The 19,859-nt window shown below is 73.0% G+C and carries 21 protein-coding genes; 13 read left to right on the top strand and 8 right to left on the bottom strand.

What is annotated here, in order from left to right; genetic code table 11:
* Positions 1–26 precede the first annotated feature (26 nt).
* Positions 27–935: a carbohydrate ABC transporter permease gene (locus tag EV376_RS25965; protein ID WP_130327421.1), complete on the top strand. Its 909-nt coding sequence runs from the start codon at positions 27–29 to the stop codon at positions 933–935.
* Entirely contained in the window at positions 932–1,840 is a 909-nt protein-coding gene (locus tag EV376_RS25960) for a carbohydrate ABC transporter permease (RefSeq protein WP_130327419.1), read from the top strand. The genes EV376_RS25965 and EV376_RS25960 overlap by 4 nt, the downstream gene beginning before the upstream one ends.
* A gap of 197 nt (positions 1,841–2,037) precedes the next feature.
* Here the strand turns inward: EV376_RS25960 and EV376_RS25955 are convergent, their stop codons facing one another.
* Positions 2,038–3,024 (bottom strand): BadF/BadG/BcrA/BcrD ATPase family protein, encoded by a 987-nt coding sequence (locus EV376_RS25955; RefSeq protein ID WP_130327417.1) that lies wholly within the window; start codon positions 3,022–3,024, stop codon positions 2,038–2,040.
* Between the two features lie 190 nt (positions 3,025–3,214).
* On the opposite strand from EV376_RS25955, the gene EV376_RS25950 reads away from it, so the two are divergent.
* From EV376_RS25950 to EV376_RS25925, 6 genes are all read left to right on the top strand, one after another.
* Positions 3,215–4,171, top strand: coding sequence for a MurR/RpiR family transcriptional regulator (locus tag EV376_RS25950; protein WP_130327415.1), 957 nt, complete (start codon positions 3,215–3,217; stop codon positions 4,169–4,171).
* Positions 4,168–4,917, top strand: coding sequence for an SIS domain-containing protein (locus EV376_RS25945; RefSeq protein WP_130327413.1), 750 nt, complete (start codon positions 4,168–4,170; stop codon positions 4,915–4,917). The genes EV376_RS25950 and EV376_RS25945 overlap by 4 nt, the downstream gene beginning before the upstream one ends.
* Before the next feature lie 25 nt (positions 4,918–4,942).
* Positions 4,943–6,343: an N-acetylglucosamine/diacetylchitobiose ABC transporter substrate-binding protein gene (gene ngcE / locus EV376_RS25940; RefSeq protein ID WP_130327411.1), complete on the top strand. Its 1,401-nt coding sequence runs from the start codon at positions 4,943–4,945 to the stop codon at positions 6,341–6,343.
* A 25-nt stretch (positions 6,344–6,368) separates the two neighbouring features.
* Complete coding sequence (locus EV376_RS25935; protein ID WP_130327410.1) at positions 6,369–7,310, top strand: carbohydrate ABC transporter permease; 942 nt, start codon at positions 6,369–6,371, stop codon at positions 7,308–7,310.
* Between the two features lie 11 nt (positions 7,311–7,321).
* A complete protein-coding gene (locus EV376_RS25930; RefSeq protein WP_130327408.1) occupies positions 7,322–8,278 on the top strand; it encodes a carbohydrate ABC transporter permease in 957 nt (318 codons plus the stop codon).
* Positions 8,279–8,368: 90 nt separating this feature from the next.
* A complete protein-coding gene (locus EV376_RS25925) occupies positions 8,369–9,055 on the top strand; it encodes a LysE family translocator (protein ID WP_486482937.1) in 687 nt (228 codons plus the stop codon).
* A 49-nt stretch (positions 9,056–9,104) separates the two neighbouring features.
* Here EV376_RS25925 and EV376_RS25920 read toward each other — a convergent pair whose 3' ends face one another.
* Entirely contained in the window at positions 9,105–9,842 is a 738-nt protein-coding gene (locus EV376_RS25920) for an isocitrate lyase/PEP mutase family protein (RefSeq protein WP_130327404.1), read from the bottom strand.
* Positions 9,839–10,501: a cytochrome P450 family protein gene (locus tag EV376_RS25915; RefSeq protein WP_130327402.1), complete on the bottom strand. Its 663-nt coding sequence runs from the start codon at positions 10,499–10,501 to the stop codon at positions 9,839–9,841. Before EV376_RS25915 ends, EV376_RS25920 begins: the two co-directional genes overlap by 4 nt.
* 126 nt (positions 10,502–10,627) lie before the next feature.
* Here EV376_RS25915 and EV376_RS25910 point away from each other — a divergent pair, with 126 nt between their 5' ends.
* Both EV376_RS25910 and EV376_RS25905 read left to right on the top strand, forming a co-directional pair.
* Entirely contained in the window at positions 10,628–11,263 is a 636-nt protein-coding gene (locus tag EV376_RS25910; protein WP_486482936.1) for an ArsR/SmtB family transcription factor, read from the top strand.
* A 90-nt stretch (positions 11,264–11,353) separates the two neighbouring features.
* Positions 11,354–12,253, top strand: a complete 900-nt coding sequence (locus EV376_RS25905) for an oxidoreductase (protein WP_130327398.1) — start codon at positions 11,354–11,356, stop codon at positions 12,251–12,253.
* Between the two features lie 62 nt (positions 12,254–12,315).
* Here the strand turns inward: EV376_RS25905 and EV376_RS25900 are convergent, their stop codons facing one another.
* Entirely contained in the window at positions 12,316–12,738 is a 423-nt protein-coding gene (locus EV376_RS25900; protein ID WP_130327396.1) for a DUF2000 domain-containing protein, read from the bottom strand.
* Positions 12,739–12,788: 50 nt separating this feature from the next.
* Between EV376_RS25900 and EV376_RS25895 the strand changes: the two genes are divergently transcribed.
* The 3 genes from EV376_RS25895 (at position 12,789) to EV376_RS25885 (ending at position 16,092) form a co-directional block, all read left to right on the top strand.
* A complete protein-coding gene (locus EV376_RS25895; protein WP_486482810.1) occupies positions 12,789–13,640 on the top strand; it encodes an AraC family transcriptional regulator in 852 nt (283 codons plus the stop codon).
* A gap of 36 nt (positions 13,641–13,676) precedes the next feature.
* Positions 13,677–15,362: a bifunctional 3'-5' exonuclease/DNA polymerase gene (locus tag EV376_RS25890; protein ID WP_130327394.1), complete on the top strand. Its 1,686-nt coding sequence runs from the start codon at positions 13,677–13,679 to the stop codon at positions 15,360–15,362.
* A gap of 136 nt (positions 15,363–15,498) precedes the next feature.
* Complete coding sequence (locus EV376_RS25885; RefSeq protein WP_130327392.1) at positions 15,499–16,092, top strand: nucleotidyltransferase family protein; 594 nt, start codon at positions 15,499–15,501, stop codon at positions 16,090–16,092.
* A 1-nt stretch (position 16,093) separates the two neighbouring features.
* On the opposite strand, the gene EV376_RS25880 is transcribed toward EV376_RS25885, so the two are convergent.
* The 4 genes from EV376_RS25880 to EV376_RS25865 all read right to left on the bottom strand — a co-directional run bounded on the left by EV376_RS25880 (position 16,094) and on the right by EV376_RS25865 (position 19,724).
* Positions 16,094–16,984 (bottom strand): amidohydrolase family protein, encoded by an 891-nt coding sequence (locus EV376_RS25880; protein ID WP_486482809.1) that lies wholly within the window; start codon positions 16,982–16,984, stop codon positions 16,094–16,096.
* An 11-nt stretch (positions 16,985–16,995) separates the two neighbouring features.
* Complete coding sequence (locus EV376_RS25875) at positions 16,996–17,127, bottom strand: DUF1707 domain-containing protein (protein WP_130327390.1); 132 nt, start codon at positions 17,125–17,127, stop codon at positions 16,996–16,998.
* 71 nt (positions 17,128–17,198) lie between these two features.
* Entirely contained in the window at positions 17,199–18,008 is an 810-nt protein-coding gene (locus tag EV376_RS25870) for a metal-dependent hydrolase (protein WP_130327388.1), read from the bottom strand.
* Positions 18,009–18,110: 102 nt separating this feature from the next.
* Positions 18,111–19,724, bottom strand: a complete 1,614-nt coding sequence (locus EV376_RS25865) for a serine/threonine-protein kinase (RefSeq protein ID WP_486482935.1) — start codon at positions 19,722–19,724, stop codon at positions 18,111–18,113.
* Between the last annotated feature and the right edge of the window lie 135 nt (positions 19,725–19,859).

Raw genomic sequence — 19,859 nt, 5'->3', positions numbered from 1 at the left:
ACCGCCTTCAGGAGTAGGTCCCTCACGTGAAACATGGCAAGTACCCGCTGATCATCACGTTCCTGGTGCCGCCGCTGCTGCTGTACGGCATCTTCGTGATCTCGCCGTACCTGCAGGCCTTCCAGATCTCCACCACCGACTGGCTCGGCTACTCGGCGGAGGCCAACTCGGTGGGCCTGGCGAACTTCGAGCGGCTGCTGGACGACGGGCGGGTGTGGAACGCGCTCAAGAACAACGCCTGGCTGCTGGCCGTGGTGCCGGTGGTGACGATCGGGCTGGGCCTCTTCTTCGCCACGATGCTCAGCATGGGCGGTCGCAAGGGCCGGGCCGGGGTGACCGGCGTGCGCGGCACCCCCTTCTACCGGATGGTCTACTTCTTCCCGCAGGTGCTCTCGGTGGTCATCATCGCCCTGCTGTGGAGGGAGGTCTACCACCCCAACAGCGGTCTGCTCAACGGCACGCTGCGGGCCCTCGGCCTGCCCGCGCCGACCTGGCTCGGCGACCCGCGGACGGCCTTCTGGTGCGTGCTGGCGGTGATGGTCTGGGCCAACGTCGGCTTCTACGTGGTGCTGTTCGGCGCGGCCATGTCGGCCATCCCGCGCGACATCTACGAGGCGGTGATGCTCGACGGGGCGTCCCGGTTGACCACCATGCGCAAGGTGACCATCCCGTTGCTGTGGGACACCGTGCAGGTGGCCTGGATCTACCTGGCGATCGCGGCGCTGGACGGGTTCATCCTGGTCCAGTTGATGACCAACGGCGGGCCGAACTTCTCCTCCGACGTGATCGGCCTGCGGATGTACGAGACGGCGTTCGGCAGCGAGAGCAGGTTCGGCTACGCCTCGGCCATCGGTGTCGTGTTGTTCTTCCTGACCCTGTCGGTGGCGGTGCTGGCACTGCGGGCCGCCCGGCGTGATCGGATCGAGTACTCGTGACCATTCTCGACCAGGACGCCTCCGCCGCGAGCGCGGCCGGGGACCGGCCGGCGGCCAAGGAGCGCAGACCGGGCCGCGAGGCCGGCGGTGTGAACGTCTTCTCGCACGGGTTCCTGCTGTTCTGGGGCGCGCTGACCGTGCTGCCGCTGCTCTGGATGTTCCTCAGCTCGTTCAAGAGCGACGGGGAGATCCTGTCCGACCCGTGGGGCCTGCCCGGCGCGCTGCGGCTGGAGAACTGGGCGCGCGCCTGGACCGAGGCGCACATCGGCCGGTACTTCCTGAACAGCGCGATCGTGGTGGCCGGCTCGCTGACGCTGACCATGCTGCTGGGCGCGACGGCCGCGTACGTCTTCGCCCGGTACGAGTTCCGCGGCCGGCAGTTCCTGTACTACCTGTTCGTCGGCGGGATGATGTTCCCGGTCTTCCTGGCCCTCGTGCCGCTGTTCTTCGTGGTGCGCAACGCCGGCCTGTTCGGCACCTGGACCGGGTTGATGCTGGTCTACGCCGCGTACTCGCTGCCGTTCACGGTCTTCTTCCTGTCCGCCTTCTTCCGGACGTTGCCGACCGCGGTCGCGGAGGCCGCGCTGATGGACGGCTGTGGTCACTTCCGGTTGTTCTTCCGGATCATGTTGCCGATGGCCCGACCGGGATTGATCAGCATTGCGATCTTCAACTTCCTGAGCCACTGGAACCAGTTCATCCTGCCCCAGGTGCTCATGCAGGGCGACGACTCCAAGTGGGTGCTGGCGCAGGGGCTCGCCGCGCTCGCGGTCAGCCAGGGCTACCAGGGCGACTACAGTGGCCTCTTCGCCGGCCTGACCATCGCCACGCTGCCCGTGCTGGCCGTCTACATCCTGTTCCAGCGCCAGATCCAGACCGGCCTGACCGCCGGCCAACTCAAGTGAGGCGGCTGGCCCGTCCGGAAACGATCTGACCCGCTGCACGATAGTGCTCGATCCGTGAAGTAGTGGCCTCCTGCCGCTTGCCGTGTGGGAGGCCACTACTTCGGCGTTCGAGGGTGACCTTGGCCGGCCCGCCGGCCCGCCGGCCCGCCGGTCCGGCCGGGAGGCGAGCCGGCGGCCCGCCGGACGGGGCGGGACGCTCAGCGGGCGGGGACCAGCAGGGCGTGCAGGGCGGCCGGGTCACCGGCCTCGGGCAGGTCGAGGGCGGCGAGCCAGGCGGCAGCGGCGGCGCCGTCCCCGGCGGAGCGTACGTCGGCGTCCGGCCAGCGCCGGGCCACCTCGGCGCGGACCGCGGTGGCCAGCGGGGTGTCGCCGGTGAGCAGCCCTCCGCCGAGCACCATCGGCGTGCTGTCGCCGGCCGGCCGGATCCGCGCCGCGGTGCGCGTGAGGTGCGCCGCGGCCTCGGCGACGAGCTGGCCGGCCGCCGGTTCGCCGTCGAGGGCGGCCGTGACCACCCGGGGTGCCAGCCGGGCCAGTTCCACCGGCGGGCGCCGGGTGACGGCCTGGACGACCACGTCGACGGTGTCCCGGGAGCGGGGTGCCACCTCGGCCGAGCCGAGCAGGTCGGTGAGTACCTGCCGGCCCAGCGGGCCGGGGGCGTGGCCGGCGTCCAGGTCGGCCAGCAGCCGGCGGACCGCCTCGCGACCCAGCCAGAAGCCGGACCCGGCGTCGCCGAGCAGCCAGCCGTGCCCGTCGGCGACCCGGTCCAGCCGCAGGCCGCACACCTGGGCGGCGATGGCGCCGGTGCCGGCGATCAGCACCGTGCCGTCCGGCGCGGCGGTGCCGGAGGCGTAGGCGACCAGCGCGTCGCCGTGCACGGCGTACGGGCAGCGCAGTCCGGCGTCGTGCCAGGCCCGGTCGAAGGCGGCGCGCCCGTCCGGGTCGGCGAGCAGCCGGCCGGCGCCGGCGAGCCCGATCACCCCGGCGCGGACGCGGGCGGGGTCGACGTCGGCGAGCGCGGCGTTCAGGGCGGCGTGCAGTTCGCGGGCGGCCGCGTCCGCGCCGTGGCTGGTGGGGTTGCCGCCGCCGGCCCGGCCGGTGCCGAGGCGCTGCCCGTCCAGGGTCAGGGCGGTCGCCCGGGTGGACGTACCCCCGATGTCGAGACCGACCACGACGGCGCCGGACACCGGCCCACCTCCTTGATCGAAGCGGGGTTAATGCTGGTCGGCCTCGTGCCCGGGGGCAAGGCGGAGGGCGCCGTCGCAGCTGTGCGCCAGGTAACAGTTTGAAAACTTCGCCCACGCCCTTGACATAGACACCCCTTCAGTAAGAACTTTTACCACTAACAGTTAACAGTCTTTTCCGAAAGGGTGCCCGATGGTTGATCACGAGGTGGACACCGCCGCGGGGACCGCGGTGGTGGACACCGACGGGTTCGACCGTCGCGGCCGCGGCCCGGCCGAGGGCGTGCTGGCCCGGGTCCGGGCCGGTGCGGGCGAGCTGACCGGTGCGCTGCGGCGCGTCGCCGAGCACGTGCTCAGCGACCCGGAGGGCGCCGCCCGCGCCACGATCGTCGAGCTGGCCGAGCGCAGCGGCACCTCACCGGCCACCATCACCCGCTTCTGCCGCGCGATGGGCTTCGAGGGATACGCGGACCTGCGGCTGGGCATCGCCGCCGAGACCGGCCGGGCCCGCTCGGCCGGCTGGACCGTCGACATCGGACGGGAGATACAGCCGAGCGACCCGCTGCGCCGGGTGCTCGACCAGATCATCGCCGCCGACACCCGCGCCATGCACGACACCGCCGCCCTGCTCGACCTCGCCGAGGTGGAACGGGCCGCCGTGGCGATCGCCGGGGCGAGCCGGGTGAACATCTTCGGCGCCAGCGGCAGCGCCCTGGTCGGCGAGGAGATGCAGTTCATGCTGCACCGCATCGGCGTCGCCGCCTGGGCGTGGAACGACGTCCACGAGGGTCTCGCCTCGGCGGCCCTGCTGCGCGCCGGCGACGTCGCGCTCGGCGTCTCGCACAGCGGCCAGACCCGGGAGACCATCGAGATGCTGGCGGAGGCCGGCAGCCGTGGCGCGACGACGGTCGCCGTCACCGGCTTCCCGCGCTCGCCGCTGGCCGAGCTGGCGGACATCGTGCTGCTCACCGCCAGCCAGGCCACCACCTTCCGCCCCGACGCGCTGTCGGCCCGGCATCCCCAGCTGGTCGTGCTCGACCTGCTCTACATCGCCGTCGCCCAACGCACGCACGACCGCGCCCACGCGGCCTTCCGGCGTACCGCCCAGGCCGTCGACGGGCACAAGGCCGCGAAGGGGAGTACGCAGTGATCAGTGCGCAGCGGTACGCCGAGGCGGTCCGGCCGGTGCTCGACCGGCTGGTCGACGCCAGCGCCGACGCGCTCGCCGCCGCCGCCGACCTGATCGCCGCCAGCCTCCGCGCCGGCGGCGTGCTCCAGGCGTTCGGCGCGGGGCACTCCGAGGCGTTCGCCGCGGAACTGGTCGCCCGGGCCGGCGGGCTGGTCCCCGCCAACCGGCTCGCCATCCACGACCTGGTGCTGCACGGCAACGCCCCACGGGACGTGCTCGCCGATCCGAAGCTGGAGCGCGACCCCTCCATCGCCCACCAGATCTACGCCCTGGCGGCCCCGCAACCGCAGGACGTGTTCGTGGTGGCGTCCCAGTCCGGCATCAACGGCTCGGTGGTCGAGCTGGCGGCGCTGGTCACCGGGCGCGGTCACCCGCTGATCGCGGTCACCTCGGTCGAGCACACCGCGCGGGTGGCCCCCCGGCACCCGTCCGGTCGCCGGCTCGCCGAACTCGCCGACGTCGTGCTGGACAACGGCGCGCCGTACGGCGACGCACTGCTGCCGCTCGAGGGCGGCGGCGCGGTCTGTGCGGTCTCCTCGGTCACCGCTGCGCTGCTGGCGCAGCTGCTGACCGCGGAGGTCGTACGACGGTTCCACCAGGCCGGAGAGGTGCCCCCTATCTACCTCTCGGCCAACGTCCCCGGCGGGGACGAGCACAACCACGCCCTCGAGTCGCGGTACGCCGGGCGCCTCCGGCGGACCGCCTGACCCGAACCCCAAGGAGAGTCGCATCATGTCCGTTTCCCCCGAACTGAACCGCCGGACCCTGCTGCGTCGCGCCGCGGCCGCGGGTCTGCTGGTCACACCGGCCGCCGGTCTGCTCAGCGCCTGTGCCGGCAGCGAGCCGGCCAAGAACGACAGCAACGAAGGCACGAAGAGCAAGGACAACCCGTTCGGCGTCAAGGACGGCAGCGCCGTCAAGGTGGTCATCTTCAACGGCGGCCTGGGCGACCAGTGGGCCAAGGAAGACGAGGTCATCTTCAAGGCCAAGCACCCGAACATCACGGTCAACATGAGCTCCACCCAGAAGATCAAGACCGAAGAGCAGCCGAAGATGGCGACCCAGCCGAGCGACCTGATCATGAACTCGGGTGCCGACTCGATGGACCGCAGCACGCTCATCAACGAGGGCGCCATCGAGCCGCTCGACGACCTGCTCAGCGCGCCCGCCTGGGACAGCGAGGGCACGGTCGCCGACACGCTGCTGCCGGGCACCGTCTCCGACGGTACGCAGAACGGCAAGTTCTACGTCGTCAACATCGCCTACACGGTCTGGGGCAACTGGTACAACGCCGCCCTCTTCAAGCGGGAGGGCTGGCAGGCCCCGACCACCTGGGAGGAGTTCTTCGCCCTCGCGCCGAAGATCAAGGCCAAGGGCATGGCCCCGTACGTCCACGACGCGGTGCACGGCTACTACCCGCGCTGGGCGCTCATGGCGAGCATCTGGAAGTCCGCCGGCAAGCAGGCGGTCGTCGACATCGACAACCTCAAGGACAACGCCTGGAAGGCCGACGGCGTCCTCAAGGCGCTCGAGCCGTGGGAGAAGCTGGTCAAGGACAAGCTGCTGCTGCCGGGCAAGCTCGACCACACCCAGTCGCAGCAGGCGTGGCTCGACGGCAAGGCGGCGTTCATCCAGGTCGGCACGTGGCTGAAGAACGAGATGGCGGCCACCATCCCGCCGGGCTTCGAGCTGACGCTGTCGGACTACTGGAGCAACGCCGGCGACAAGGCGGCGAAGGACGTCTACGCGGGCTCCGGTGAGGGCTTCGTGATCCCGAGCAAGGCGCCCAACAAGGAGGCCGCGAAGGAGTTCCTGCGGGCGGTGCTCTCGAAGGCGGGCTCGGCCAAGTTCGCCGAGCTGACCAAGTCGCTGGCCTCGACCAAGGGCTCCGGGGACAACGTGCAGGACTCGGCGCTGGCGTCGGCGAACGCGCTGATGAAGAACGCGGGCTCCGACCTCATCTCGGTCAAGCTCTGGGACTTCTACGCCGACCTGGACAAGGAGAGCCAGAACCTCTCCGAGGAGCTGATGGCCGGCCGGCTGACCGCCCAGCAGTTCATCGACAAGATGCAGGCGGCCGCCGACAAGGTCGCCAAGGACTCGTCGATCAAGAAGCAGACGCGGGACGCCTGACCCCCGAACGGAAAGAGTGAGTCCAATGCGGCACGGTGTCGCGCGGTTCGTCACGGGCTTCCTGGCCCTGCCGGTCGCGCTCTACCTCTTCTACGTGGTCTGGCCGTTCGCCCAGGCCGCCGGGTATTCGCTGACCGACTGGGGTGGCTACTCCGACCGGCAGCAGTTCGTCGGGCTGGACAACTACGTCCGGCTGCTCTCCGACGAGCTGATCAGGAAGGCGTTCTGGCACAACGTGTTCTTCCTGGTCACCGTGCCGCTGTTCACGATCGCGCTGGCCCTGTTCCTCGCGTTCCTGCTCAACGTGGGCGGACGCGAGGACAGGGCCGGCATCCGGGGCGTCTTCGGCTCCGGCGTGTACAAGGTCATCTTCTTCTTCCCGCAGGTGCTGTCGCTGGTCGTCATCGCCGTCATGTGGCAGCAGATCTACCGCACGGACGGCCAGGGCCTGATCAACGGCGTACTGATCAAGTTCGGGCTGGTGGACGCGGACAACCCGATCGCGTTCACCAACGACCCGGAGCCGTTCCTCGGCGTCCCCGCCGTGCTGTGGTGGCTGCTGCTGATCGCGGTGTGGAGCGGTGCCGGCTTCTACATGGTGCTCTTCTCCGCGGCCATGCAGTCGATCCCCAAGGACGTCTTCGAGGCGGCCATCCTCGACGGCGCCGGCCGGTTCCAGACGTTCTTCCGGATCACCCTGCCGCTGCTGCGGGACACCGTCTCGGTCGCCTGGGTCTACCTGGGTTTCATCGCCCTGGACATGTACGCCCTGGTCTTCGTGATGACGCCGAGCCAGGGCGGACCGAACCACGCCAGCGAGATCTTCGCCTCGGTGATCAACTTCAACGCGTTCCAGAAGGGCCAGTTCGGCTACGCCTGCGCGATCGCCGTGGCGCTGGCGATCTTCACGATCCTGCTGGCCGCGCTGCAGCTGCGGATCACCCGTCGCGAGCGGATCGAGTACTGAGGAGACTGGTGATGAGCACGGTGACCCACGACTCCGGCCGCGCCCGGCCGGACCTGGTCCCGCCGACCCGCCCCACGTCGGGCCGGTCGCACGAGCCCGGCGGCAAGGGCGCCGGCGCGCGGATCTTCAACGGCTTCTCGCACCTGTTCCTCGCGGTGTGGGCGGTCATGGTGGTCTACCCGCTGGTCTGGGTGGTGATGTCCGCTCTCAAGACCGACTCCGAGGTGATCCGCGAACCGCTGTCGCTGTTGCCGGAGTCGCTGCAGTGGGACAACTTCGCCCGCGCCTGGACGGCGGGCATCGACAGCTTCTTCCTCAACACGCTGCTGGTGCTCGCCGGCAGCGTCACCCTCACCATGCTGCTCGGCTCGATGGCCGCGTACGTGCTGGCCCGCTACGACTTCCCCGGCAACCGGCTGATCTACTGGATGTTCCTGGCCGGGCTGACGCTGCCCATCTACCTCGCCGCCGTCCCGCTGTTCAAGGGCGTCTACAACACCGGCGTGGTCCTGCCGCCGCTCGGGCCGAACAAGCACGTCATGCTGATCCTGGTCTACGTGGCCTGGTCGCTGTCGTTCACGGTCTTCTTCATGCACTCGTTCTTCCGGACGCTGCCCAACGCGATCGCCGAGGCCGCGATGGTGGACGGCGCGTCGCACAGCCGGCTGTTCTTCAGCGTGATGCTGCCGATGGCCAAGCCCGGCCTGATCAGCATCGGCATCTTCAACGTGCTCGGCCAGTGGAACCAGTGGTACCTGCCGACGCTGCTCATGCAGTCGGTCGCGGGCGAGCCGAAGAACCAGGTCATCGCGCAGGGCCTGATCGAGCTGTCGGTCAACCAGGGCTACAAGTCCGACTGGTCCGGCCTGTTCGCCGGGGTCACGATGGCGATGCTGCCGGTGCTGGTCGTCTACATCGTCTTCCAGCGCCAGGTGCAGTCCGGCCTGACCGCCGGCGTCGGCAAGTAGACCGCGGGCACACGTACCGCCGCAGCGGGTGGTCGTTCCACGGCAACGGCCACCCGCTGCGGCGCGGTCGCCGGTTGGCTCTGGAAAGGGATTGAGCGCGGCGGCGGCGGCCGGGATGATCCGCTGGTGGATGTCGTCGCGTCGCTACCGGCCTTCGTCGTTGCCGTTGTGCTGATTTCGGCGTCGCCAGGCCCTGCGATGGCGCTGATCCTGCGTCGGGCCGCGCTGCGCGGATTCGCCGGAGCGGTGCCGACCGTACTGGGCCTGGAGGCCGGTCTGTACCTATGGGCGTTGTTCGCCGCGGCAGGTCTGGCAGCCATGGTCGCCGCTTCGGAGGCGGCCTTCCTCGTCCTCCGGGTGATCGGTGCCGGATTCCTGATCTACCTGGGAGTCAAGGCCTGGCGGACCGCCTGGCGGAGCCGGAAGCCGGGGCCGGTCCAGGAGCCGACCGCAAACCTGCTGGCCGACCCGAAGCGGGGCTGGTGGAAGGCGTTCGGCGAGGGTGCGGTGGTGATGCTCGCCAACCCGAAGGCCGCCATGTTCATGATCGCGTTCTATCCCCAGTTCGTGCCGGCCGACCGGCCGTTGTTCGCGACCACCGCCCTGCTCGCGTTGCTCCAGGTGGCGGTCGAGGTGGTCCTCTACCTCGGTCTGGCAGCCGTGGTCGGGCGCGCCGGCGCGTGGTTCCGTCGACCGGTGATCCGCCGCCGGCTGGAAGCGGTGAGCGGCACCGTGCTCATCGCCCTGGGGCTACGGGTGGCAGCCGCCAGCCGCTGACCGCCGCGACCCGCGCCGAGGCCCACCCGGGCCGCCCTCCGTCCGCTTTTCAGCGTGCCGTCGACCCGGCGTCGACCTGCACGTAGGACGGCAGGTCCGGCCGGACGGGGTGCCCGTCGCGGACGGCAACGGCCGTGTCCACGGCCGTTGCCAGCGCGGCGCGGAAGAGCAGGGAGCCGGTGCTGACCCGCCGCACGCCGAGGTCCGCCAGGGCGGCGACGGTGTGCCGGCCGGGCAGGAACAGGACATTCACCGGCACGTCGACCGCCGCCACGACGGCGGCGATGTCGGCGGGCTCCGCCAGGCCGGGAACGAACACGCCGTCGGCGCCGGCGCCCGCGTATTGCCGCACCCGGCGCATGGTTTCGGCCAGGTCGCCGGGTCGCTGCCAGTGGGTGTCCGTCCGGGCGTTGACGAACAGCTGCGGCGCCTCCCGCTTCACGGCTCGGATCAACGCGGCGTGGGCGGCGGCCGGGCGCAGCGCGTCCTCCATGTTGACGCCGACCGCCCCGGCCGCGGCCACCGCGACCGCGGTGTCGACCGAGCCGGTCTCGATGTCGACGGTCAGGTGGGCCGGCAGGCTCGCCAGGCTCGCGGTCAGGCGGAGCGTCTCGGCGTCGGCGGCACCGGCACCGTCGGGCAGGCCGTGCGCAGCCGCGACGCCGAGGCTGGTGGTGCCGAGCGCGGGGAAACCGGCCTCGACCAGACACCGGGCTGACGCGACGTCCCACACGTTCGGCAGGACGAGCGGTTCGCCGGCGCGGTGCAGGGCGGCGAAGTCCCTCATGCCTGGGCTCCCTCGACGAGGGCGAGGGCGTGCGCCCGGCCCGGGCAGCGGTGTGGCCCGGCCCCGAACGCCAGCTCACCGGCGAGGCGTACCCGCACCACCTCGCCGGCTTCGACCGTGACGTCACCGACGGTGGTCCGGACCAGCGCCTGCCGCCTGGTCGCCGCGACCGGCGGATCGTCGCGCAACGCCGCCTCGACGTGGCGGCGCCGGGCCCGTTCGATCAGCGCCGCGGTGGGTTCGCACGCCTGCACCAGCACCCCGATGCGGGCCGCGGTCGGCTCGTCGTAGTCGCCACCGAGGAGCGCGACCAGCCGGGCGACCGCCGCGCCGGCCGTGGGTTCGTCGCCGGTGCCCGGGTGGTACGCCTGGGCGACGTCGCGCACCAGGTCCACGACGGGCTCGTCGATGCCCATCGTGCGGGCGAGGATCGCCACCGGGTGCGCCGGACCGTGCTCCCGCAGGACGCTCAGCGGGATCGCGTCGAGGATCGCGGTTGACAGCGCACGCCGACGCTCGTGGGCCGCTCCGGTGCTGAATCGACCGACTGTGGCGCGTAGCCAGGCGACCCCGGCGTCCGCGGGTGGGACCGGCGGTACCACGAAGGCCGGGTCGTTCAGGACGGCGAACGCGGCGTCGTGACCGTTGATCTGCTGCATGCGGCGACGGTACGGCCGGGTCCGTTCGGCGGTCGCCGAACGGACCCGGCCTAGGCTGGGTAGGTGACCTCCGCATCGGACCTGGCGTCGCTCGCGGCTCTCCTGGCCGACGAGACGCGGGCGGCGATGTGCCTCGCGCTGCTCGACGGCCGCGCCTGGACCGCGGGCGAGTTGGCGGCCCACGCCGGCGTCGCGCGCTCCACCGCGACCGAGCACCTGCACCGCCTCGTCGACGGCGGGCTGCTCGTCGAGCAGCGTCAGGGCCGGCACCGGTACGTGCGGCTTGCCGGTCCCTCCGTCGCGCAGCTTCTGGAGGATCTGGCGGCCCGGATCGAGCGCCGCCCGGCCGCGTCGAGCGGGCTTCGGGCGGTGACCGCGAGCGCGGCCCTGCGACGGGGCCGCACCTGCTACGACCACCTGGCCGGGCGGCTGGGCGTCGCGGTGACCGACGCGATGACCGGGGCGGGGCTGCTGGACCAGACGGTTGGCTTCGCCCTGACGGCGGACGGTATGACCTGGCTGACCGACACCCTCGGGTTGGACCGGGAGGCGTTACGGCCCGGGAAACGACCGCTGGTGCGTGGCTGCCTCGACTGGACCGAGCGGCGGCAGCATCTCGCCGGGCTGGCCGGGGCGAAGCTCTGCAAGACGTTCCTGGCCAACGGTTGGGTGGTGCGGATCGGGTCCGCCCGGGCGGTGCGGCTCACCCCGGACGGAAAGGCGGCGCTGCGGGACCTCCTGGGCCTGTCCGGAATCGATTAGTGCGTCCAGCGCTCGGCGGATCACGGTGCCCAGGGCCGGCGTGGAGCGGGTAGGTTGCGGTTCACGGGAGCCGACGTCGGGGAGAGTGGTATGTGGAGCATCGACGAGATGCCGAGCCAGACCGGTCGGGTCGCCGTGGTGACCGGTGCCAGCGCCGGCATCGGTTTCGCGACGGCCAAGGCGCTGGCGGAGCACGGGTGCCACGTCGTGCTGGCCGTGCGGGACCCGGCGCGGGGCGCCGACGCGGCGGCGCGCATCGGCGGTTCGACCGCGGTGGTCCGGTTGGATCTCGCGGCGCTCGACTCGGTGCGGTCGGCGGCCACCGAGCTGACCGCCGCGTATCCCCGGATCGACCTGCTGATCAACAATGCGGGCGCGTGGTCAGCCACCCGGACCGAGACCCGCGACGGGTTCGAGTTGCAGCTCGGCGTCAACCACCTCGGGCATTTCGCGTTCACCGGCCTGGTGCTCGGCGCGATGCTGGCCACGCCGGCCTCGCGAGTGGTCACGGTGAGTAGCGTGAGCCACCGCGCCGGCGCGATCGACCTGGCCGACCTGCCGATGCTCGACAGCTACCAGCACACCGCGGCGTACGCGCGCTCCAAGCTGGCGAACCTGCTGTTCGCGTTCGAACTGCACCGCCGGTTGGCGCGGGCCGGTGCGGCGACCAGGTCGCTCGCCGCGCACCCGGGTGGCGTCTGGACCGGGCTGTTCCGCGACGCGAACCCGACGTTGCTGGTGAACACGCTGGGCCGGCTGATGACGCAGTCGCCGGAGCGGGGTGCGCTGGCCATCCTGCGGGCCGCGACGGACCCCGAAGCCGTCGGCGGCCAGTACTACGGCCCGGGCGGCTTGGGCGAGCTGCGGGGCGCCCCGAAACTGGTCCAGGCGACCGCCGAGGCGCACGACGAGGTGCTGGCCCGGGACCTGTGGGCCGAGTCCGAGCGGCTGACCGGCGTCGGGTACGGGCCGACCCTGGCCTCGGCCTGAGCGCCGGGCCGGCTTCCGTACGTCGGCAGGGTCCGGCGGGACCGGCCGGACCGGCCCAGCGATCAGCGGTGCAGGGCGGCTCCCCTGACCACCTTGTCCACCGCGTTGCGCGGGCCGTGCAGCGCCAGCCCGACCAGGTCGAGCTTCTCGCGGGACACCGCTCGCACGGCTGCCCGGTTGTCACGGTCGTTGCCGGTACCGAACAGTTCGGACGTGAAGATCGAGGCGCGCAGGCCGCGATCGTAGGCTCGGGCGAGCGCGTTGGTCAGGGTGGTCCGGTCGCCCGCGAAGACCAGCACCGGCTGGCGGAACATGGGCAGGTACCGCGTTCCGTCCGCGTCGAGGTACTCCTCGCCGAGCAACTCGGGCTCGGCGCCGGCGACGCCGCTGACCAGGAACGCGGTGACGTTCAGACGCTGCCAGACCGCCAGGTCGTCCCGGACCAGTACAGCGATCTTGGTGTCGAAGCGGATGGGCTCACTCATGGCTTCGAGCCTGCCCCGGCCGCGGCGGACCGGTCTTGTACGTTGTTAGCGTGGCCATCCGGCCGGCCGGTCCGCACGTCACCGCCTGGCGACCCGCGGTTGCCGGGATCGCCGAGGTGTTCCACGCGCACTTCGTGGACCACGCGTACCCGGCGCATACGCACGGCGTCTGGACGCTCCTGATCGTCGACGCGGGCGCGATCCGCTTCGACCTCGACCGGCATCAGCACGGCGCCCTGCCGGCGTCGGTCGCGCTGCTTCCGCCGCAGGTGCCCCACGACGGGCGGGCCGCCACCCGGCACGGCTTCCGCAAGCGGGTCCTGTACCTCGACACGTCGCTGCTCGGCGCGGATCTGGCCGGCGCCGCCGCCGACCGGCCGATCCTGCCCGACCACCGGCTGCGGCACCGGATCCACCAGCTGCACCAGGCGCTCGTCGAGCCAGGGGAGGCGTTCGAGGCGGACAGCCGTCTCGCGTTCGTCCTGGAGCGGCTCGACCGGCACCTGCGCGGGCGGGCCGGGGTCCGGGACGAGCCGGGCGGCGCCCACGTCCTCGCCGTCCGGCTGCGCGAACTGCTGGACGCCCGGATCACCGAGGGCGTCACGCTCCGCGAGGCCGCCGACGTGCTGCACGCGCACCCCACCCACCTGGTCCGGGCGTTCACCCGGGCACACGGGTTGCCGCCGCACTCGTACCTGACCGGTCGGCGGGTCGAGGTCGCCCGCCGGCTGCTGCTCGCCGGCCAGCGTCCAGCCGAGGTCGCCGCAGCGGCGGGGTTCTACGACCAGTCCCACCTGACCCGGCACTTCAAGCGTCACCTCGGGATAAGCCCCGCCCGGTACGCCGGCCTGACCGCGCCCCGGCGTGCGGCCGTCGACGGCCGGCGCCGGCGGCTGCCCTGACCGCGTCCCGGCCGGGCGCGGCACGTCCCGACGCGAGTGTCGCACCGGCGAGGCAGAATCACGTTCGTGCTGGTGGCGGTGGTGGCGGGCGAGGGCGGCGGGGGAGTGCTGCAACCCCTCGACGCCGCCGGGCGGCCCACCGCGCCGCCCGAGCCGGTCGCCGACCTGGCCGCGGCCGTGGCGGCCCGCGAGCGCGCCGGGCAGCCACGCTGGGTGTGGGCGTCCGGGGCGGCGCTCTACCCGGCGCTGGTGCGCGCCGGTGTCCGCGTCGACCGCTGCCACGACGTCGAGCTGACCGAGGCGCTGCTGCTCGGGCACGCCGGCCGCTGGGGTGAGCCGCGCTCGCTGGCCGCCGCCTGGGCGCGGCTCACCGGCGCGCCGGTGCCGCCGGACCCGCCGCCGCGCCCGGCCGAGCCGCCCGGCCACGGCCAGGACGCGCTCTTCGAGACGCTGCCGGGCCCGCCGGGCCCCGGCGTCGAGGCCCTGCGGCGGGTGTACGCGGACCAACTCGCCCGGGGCGCGGCCACCGAGCATCCCGGCCGGTTCCGGCTGCTGGTCGCCGCCGAGTCGGCCGGTGCGCTGATCGCCGTCGAGATGGGTGCGGCCGGGCTGCCATGGCGGGTCGACGTGCACGACACGCTCCTGACCGAGCTGCTCGGCGAGCCGTCCCGGGTCGGCGGGCCGCCCCGGCGGCTGGCGGAGCTGACCGCCCGCATCGCCGACGCCTTCGGGGTCCGGCAGCTGCACGCCGACTCGCCGGCGGAGCTGGTGAAGGCCTTCGCCCGGGCCGGCGTGGAGGTGCCGAACACGCGGGCCTGGGTGCTGCGCGGCGTCGACCATCCGGCGGTGCCGCTGGTCCTGGAGTACAAGGAGCTCTACCGGATCTGGACGGCGCACGGTCGGGCCTGGCGGGACGCGTGGGTGCGCGACGGGCGGTTCCGGCCGGAGTACGTTCCCGGCGGTGTGGTCTCCGGCCGGTGGGCCACCCGGGGCGGTGGCGCGTTGCAGATCCCCAAGGTGATCCGTCGCGCGGTGGTGGCCGATCCGGGCTGGACGTTCGTCGTCGCCGACGCCGGGCAGTTGGAGCCGCGGGTCCTCGCGGCGGTCTCCGGCGACGCCCGGCTCGCCGCCGCCGGCGGTGCCGGCGACCTCTACGCCGCGCTGGCCCGGGACGCCTTCGGCGGCGACCGGGCCCGCGCCAAGCTGGCCCTGCTCGGCGCCATGTACGGGCAGACGGGCGGGTCGGCGGTGCCGGCGCTGGAGGTGCTGCGCCGCAGCTATCCGACGGCGTTCGCGTATGTGGAGGCGGCCGCCCGCACGGGGGAGGCGGGCGGGCTGGTGCGCTCCTGGCTGGGGCGTACCTGCCCGCCCGGTTCGGTGGGGTTCGACGGGGAGGAGCCGGCCCCGGAGGGCGGCGACCGGTCGGCGCGGGCCCGGTCGCGGGGGCGGTTCACCCGCAACTTCGTCATCCAGGCCACGGCCGCCGAGTGGGCGTCGACCCTGCTCGCCACGCTGCGCGGCGAGCTGACCGGCACCGGCGGCGAGCTGGTGTTCTTCGTGCACGACGAGGTGGTCGTGCACTGCCCGAAGGAGCGGGCCGACGCGGTCGCGGCGGCGGTGGTCCGCTCCGGCGAGCGGGCCACGGCGCTGCTGTTCGGCGACACCCCGGTGCGGTTTCCCCTCGACCTGTCGATCGTGGACTGCTACGCCGACGCGGCTTAGGCACAATTTTCCTATTTTGCCCCGCTACCCGCGCCGTGCCGCGCTCGTTGGGTCCGTTGTGCGTCACGGCCCGGGCAGCAGCTTCTGCCCGGTCCGTCCCTACGACGGAGGTGCACCGCTGAACCGGATCGCAGGAATGATCATCGCCGCGGGCGGGGGACGCCGGATCGGCGGCCCGGAGGCCCTGCTGCACCAGGGCGAGAAGCCGCTGGTGAGCCGGATGATCGACACGATGACGGAGGCGGGCTGCGAGCAGATCGTGGTCGTCCTGGGTGCCGCGGCGGACCAGGTGCGCGAGACGGCGGACCTGACCGGCGCCACGGTGGTCGTCAACCGGGCGTGGGGGACCGGCGTCGGCTCGTCCATCCGGGCCGGCCTCGCGGCGATCGACGACGACGGGATCGAGGCGGTCGTCGTGGTACCGGTGGACATGCCGGGCCTGACCGTCGCGGCGGTCCGCCGGGTCGTCGCGCTGCCGTACCCGGACGTGCTCGTCTGCGCCACCTACGGTGGGCTGCGCGGGTACCCGATGCTGTTCGGCCGCCGGCACTGGTCCGGCATCGCCACGCTGGCCAACGCCGACGTCGGCGCGCGGCCGTACCTGCTGGCCCACAAGGACCAGATCGTCGACATCGCCTGCGACTCGGTCGCCGACGGCAGCCGGGTCGACAGCCCGGAGCTGATGGCCCTCTACGGCCTGACCGTCCCGGAACAGCGCGTCGGCGTGTGAGTCAGGCGGACCGGTCGAACAGGGTGGCCGCGTTGTCCCAGCAAACCGCCCGCAGCCAGTCGTCGCCCAGGTCGAGCCGGGCCAACCCGGCGAGCTGCTCCGCGTACGGGTAGGGCAGGTTCGGGAAGTCGCTGCCGAGCAGCACCTTGCCGGCCAGGCCCAGTTCCCGCAACCGGGGCAGGTCACCGGTGGGGAACGGCACGAAGCGATCGAAGAACGACGTGAACGCCATCGTCGTGTCCAGCCGGACCCGCTCGTACCGCTCGGCCAGGTCGAGGAACGCCGAATAGTCCGGCGCCCCGAGGTGCGCCACGACGGCGGTGAGCGCCGGGTGCCGGGCGAGCACCCGGGCGAACGGGTCGGGGCCGGTGTGCGCGGTGCCGACCGGCGCGTGCCCCGCGTGGACCACCACCGGTACGCCGGCATCGGCGAGCAGCCCCCAGACCGGGTCGAGCGCCGGGTCGGTCGGGGTGAACCCGCCGACCTGCACGTGCACCTTGAACACCCGTGCGCCCTCGGCGAGCGCGTCGGCGACGTACCGGGGCGCGCCCGGCTCGGGGAAGAACGTCGCGGACGGCAGGCAGCCCGGCGTCGCGCGGGCGAAGTCCAGCGTCCACCGGTTCAGCTCGACGGCCATGTCCGGCTTGTGGGCGTACGCCAGGGCGGTGAACGCCCGTACGCCCAGCCGGCGCAGGTGCGCGACCCGCTCCGCGTCGCTCCACCGGTACCGGATGGGCCACTCGGTGCCGACCAGCGGCCCGGCCGCGTCGAAGTACGCCCACACCCGGCGCAGCAGCCGCGGCGGGAGGAAGTGCACGTGCACGTCGGCGAGGCCGGGCAGCCCGAGCCGCTGCCAGAACGCCGGCACGTCGGCGTCGTCGACGGTGCTCACCGGACCGGGCGTCACCACCGGCGTTCGCGGTACTCGTCGAGGGTGAGCGGGCCCTCGGCCGTGGCCCCGCCGAGCGGTGCCACGGCCTCCTCCCGCTCGGAGACTCGCAGTCGATCAGGGTCGGCGTACCGTTCCGGCTCCACGACCGGGAGCCTAGTCGGGCTGCGCACCGCGGCGACGGCGCGCCGGCCCGTGCCGGCCCCGGTCACCTCGGTCAGCCGCCGACGTCGAACCGTTGCAGGACCGCCGGCGCCACCAGCCCGACGGCGGCGAGCACCGCGACGACGGTGAGCGCGGCCCGGACGACCACGACCTCCGTCTTGCCGCCCGCGCGCAGGGCGATCGAGTCCGGCAGGCTGATCATCGTCCACATCCGGCGTTTGATCGGGATCGGCCACAGGATCGGCACCCCGGCCCTCGTGATCATGTCGCCCAGGATGTGCACGAAGGAGCCGACGCCGACGGCCAGCCCGATCATCGGGTAGCCGCGGTCGCCCGGCAGGGTGGCGAAGGTGAACCAGGCCGCGCCGAGCGAGGCGAGGGTGACGACGACCCAGCCGGCGCGCTCGGCCCACTCGTCGAAGAGACCGCGCAGCGCGAGACCGAACATGAAGAACAGGATGCCGATCACCGCCCACTTGCCGTACGCGGCGCACAGCGCGGTGGTGCCCCAGCCGACCAGCACGGTGAAGGGGATGGTGTGGGTCAGCGTGCGGTGGCCGTTGGTGCGGCGTGGGTCCTTGCTGAGCTTGGTGGCGTAGTAGACGCCGAGCGACACCTTCTCCATCACCTCGGCGATGAACAGCGAGAAGACGCCGAAGGTGCGGGCGACGGTCGCCCCGCCCTGGTTGCGGGTCACCTTGCCGGACAGGTCGAGGTCGGGGAAGAGCGCTCCACCGGCGCAGACGGCGGTGCCGACGGCCAGCGCCAGCGGTGACTGCTCGTAGCCGGCGAAGTGGTCCAGCGCCCAGGACCCGGCCAGCCATACCGCCGCGCCGGACAGCGCGTGCGACGGTCCCATCATTGCCCGTTCACCATCCTGAGGATCTTGGACGCCGGAAACTACGTCACTGTAGTTCAGGGCCGCACCGCGTGGGGTGACGCCCGGCCGCTCCGGCGTGGACGGTCACGACAGGGGTGCGAAGCTCTGCCGGATCATCAGGAAGTACTGGCTGTTCACCGCCCAGTCGAACTCCTTCGTCAGCCAGGAGACCGTGTACGAGCGCCCGGGCGACACGTTCGCCAGCAGCCGTGCCGTGTGCACCCGCTCGCCGGCCGCGCTCACCCACGCGCACTCCCAGACGGCGGCGCCCTCGAAGAAGTCGCCCAGGGCGGAGATGGCGACGTTCCGGTAGCCGGCGAGCGACCCGTCGCCGGTCAGCCGCCGTTCCTCGGCCCGCCACCAGGACACCGGGTCGGGCCGGCGCGGTCCCGTCTCCACGCTGAGCACCCGCACGCCGCCGGGCTCCCGGAAGCAGGTGACCGGCCCCTCCGTCCAGCGCAGCCAGGCCACCGGCGCGGCGATCCGCCACCCGCCCGGGTCCACGTGCCACGTCCAGCCGGGGACCAGGCGCAGCGCGCCGGCGGGTGGCGGCACCGAGGGCACCGGTGTCGCGACCGCCGGGGGCGCCGCGCAGGCGAACGGGGCGCGCTGCTCCGGTGTCGCGCCTCCGCCGGTGCCGTCCGGCTGGTGGACCGGGCCGCCGGCCCGGGTGAGGAGGCTCCCGCCGATCCCCACCGCGGCGAGCACCAGGGCCACCGCCGCGACGGCGATCCGGCGCGGTGGTGATCGCCGTCGTGCCGGACCGCCGGGCCCCCGCGGCGGCGGTACGGCCGGGGCCGGCGTACCGGCGCCGCCGGCTGCCGTGCCGTCCGGGCCAGGCGGCGGGGGTGGCTGTCCGGGCCGTGCCGGTGGGCCGTCGCGGCCGGACGGTGACCGGCCGCTGCCCGCGTCCGGCGGTGGCGCCGGCCCGACGGCACGTTCCGGGTCGGCCGCGGCGGCACGCAGCAGCGGCTCGGCCTCGATCGCCGTCAACCGCCGCCACGGTTCCCGTTGCAGCAGGCCGGTCAGCAGTGGTCGCAGCGGCCCGGCCCGGCGCATCGGGTCGGGAGGCTCGACGGCCAGCGCGCTGAGCGTCGCCATCGCGCTGGCCCGGGCGTACGGGGAGCGTCCCTCGACCGCCGCGTAGAGCGTCGCGCCCAGCGACCACAGGTCGGTGCGCGGGTCGGAGACCCCGTCGCGGGCGCGTTCCGGTGCGACGAACTCCGGCGAGCCGAGCACCATGCCCGGCCCGGTCATGGCGCCGTCGCCACCGTCGAAGGTGGCCAGCCCGAAGTCGGTCAGCACCACCCGGCCGTCGTCGGCCACCAGCACGTTGTGCGGCTTGACGTCCCGGTGCAGCACGCCCGCCGCGTGCGCGGCCCGCAGCGCGGCCAGCACGGCCAGCCCGATCCGGGCGGTACGCCGCGGGCTCAGCGGCCCGTCCGTGGTGATGATCTGGTGCAGTGAGCGGGACCGCACGTACTCCATGACGATCCACGGGTTGTCCCCGACGTGCACGACGTCGTAGACGCGTACCACGTTGGGGTGGGTGAGCCGGGCGGCGGTCCGTGCCTCCCGCAGCGAGCGCAGCCGTACCTGGTCGCGTTCCCGCTCGGCGAGCCAGCCCGGCGGGACGACCTCCTTGACCGCGACGTCGCGGTGCAGCATCTCGTCCCGGGCCAGCCAGACCCGGCCCATGCCGCCGGTGCCGACCAGGTCGAGCAGCCGGTACCGTCCCGCGATCAGCCGCTGCCGCACGTCGCGTTCCCCCTCGGTCACCCCCGGTCACAAGATATCCAGCGTCGCCGGGTTTCTCATCCGGGCGCGGCGGTG

The sequence above is a fragment of the Micromonospora sp. CNZ295 genome (assembly GCF_004217535.1).
The sequence above is the reverse complement of the archived record's forward strand: the minus strand, read 5'-3'. Positions and strand labels throughout refer to the sequence as shown.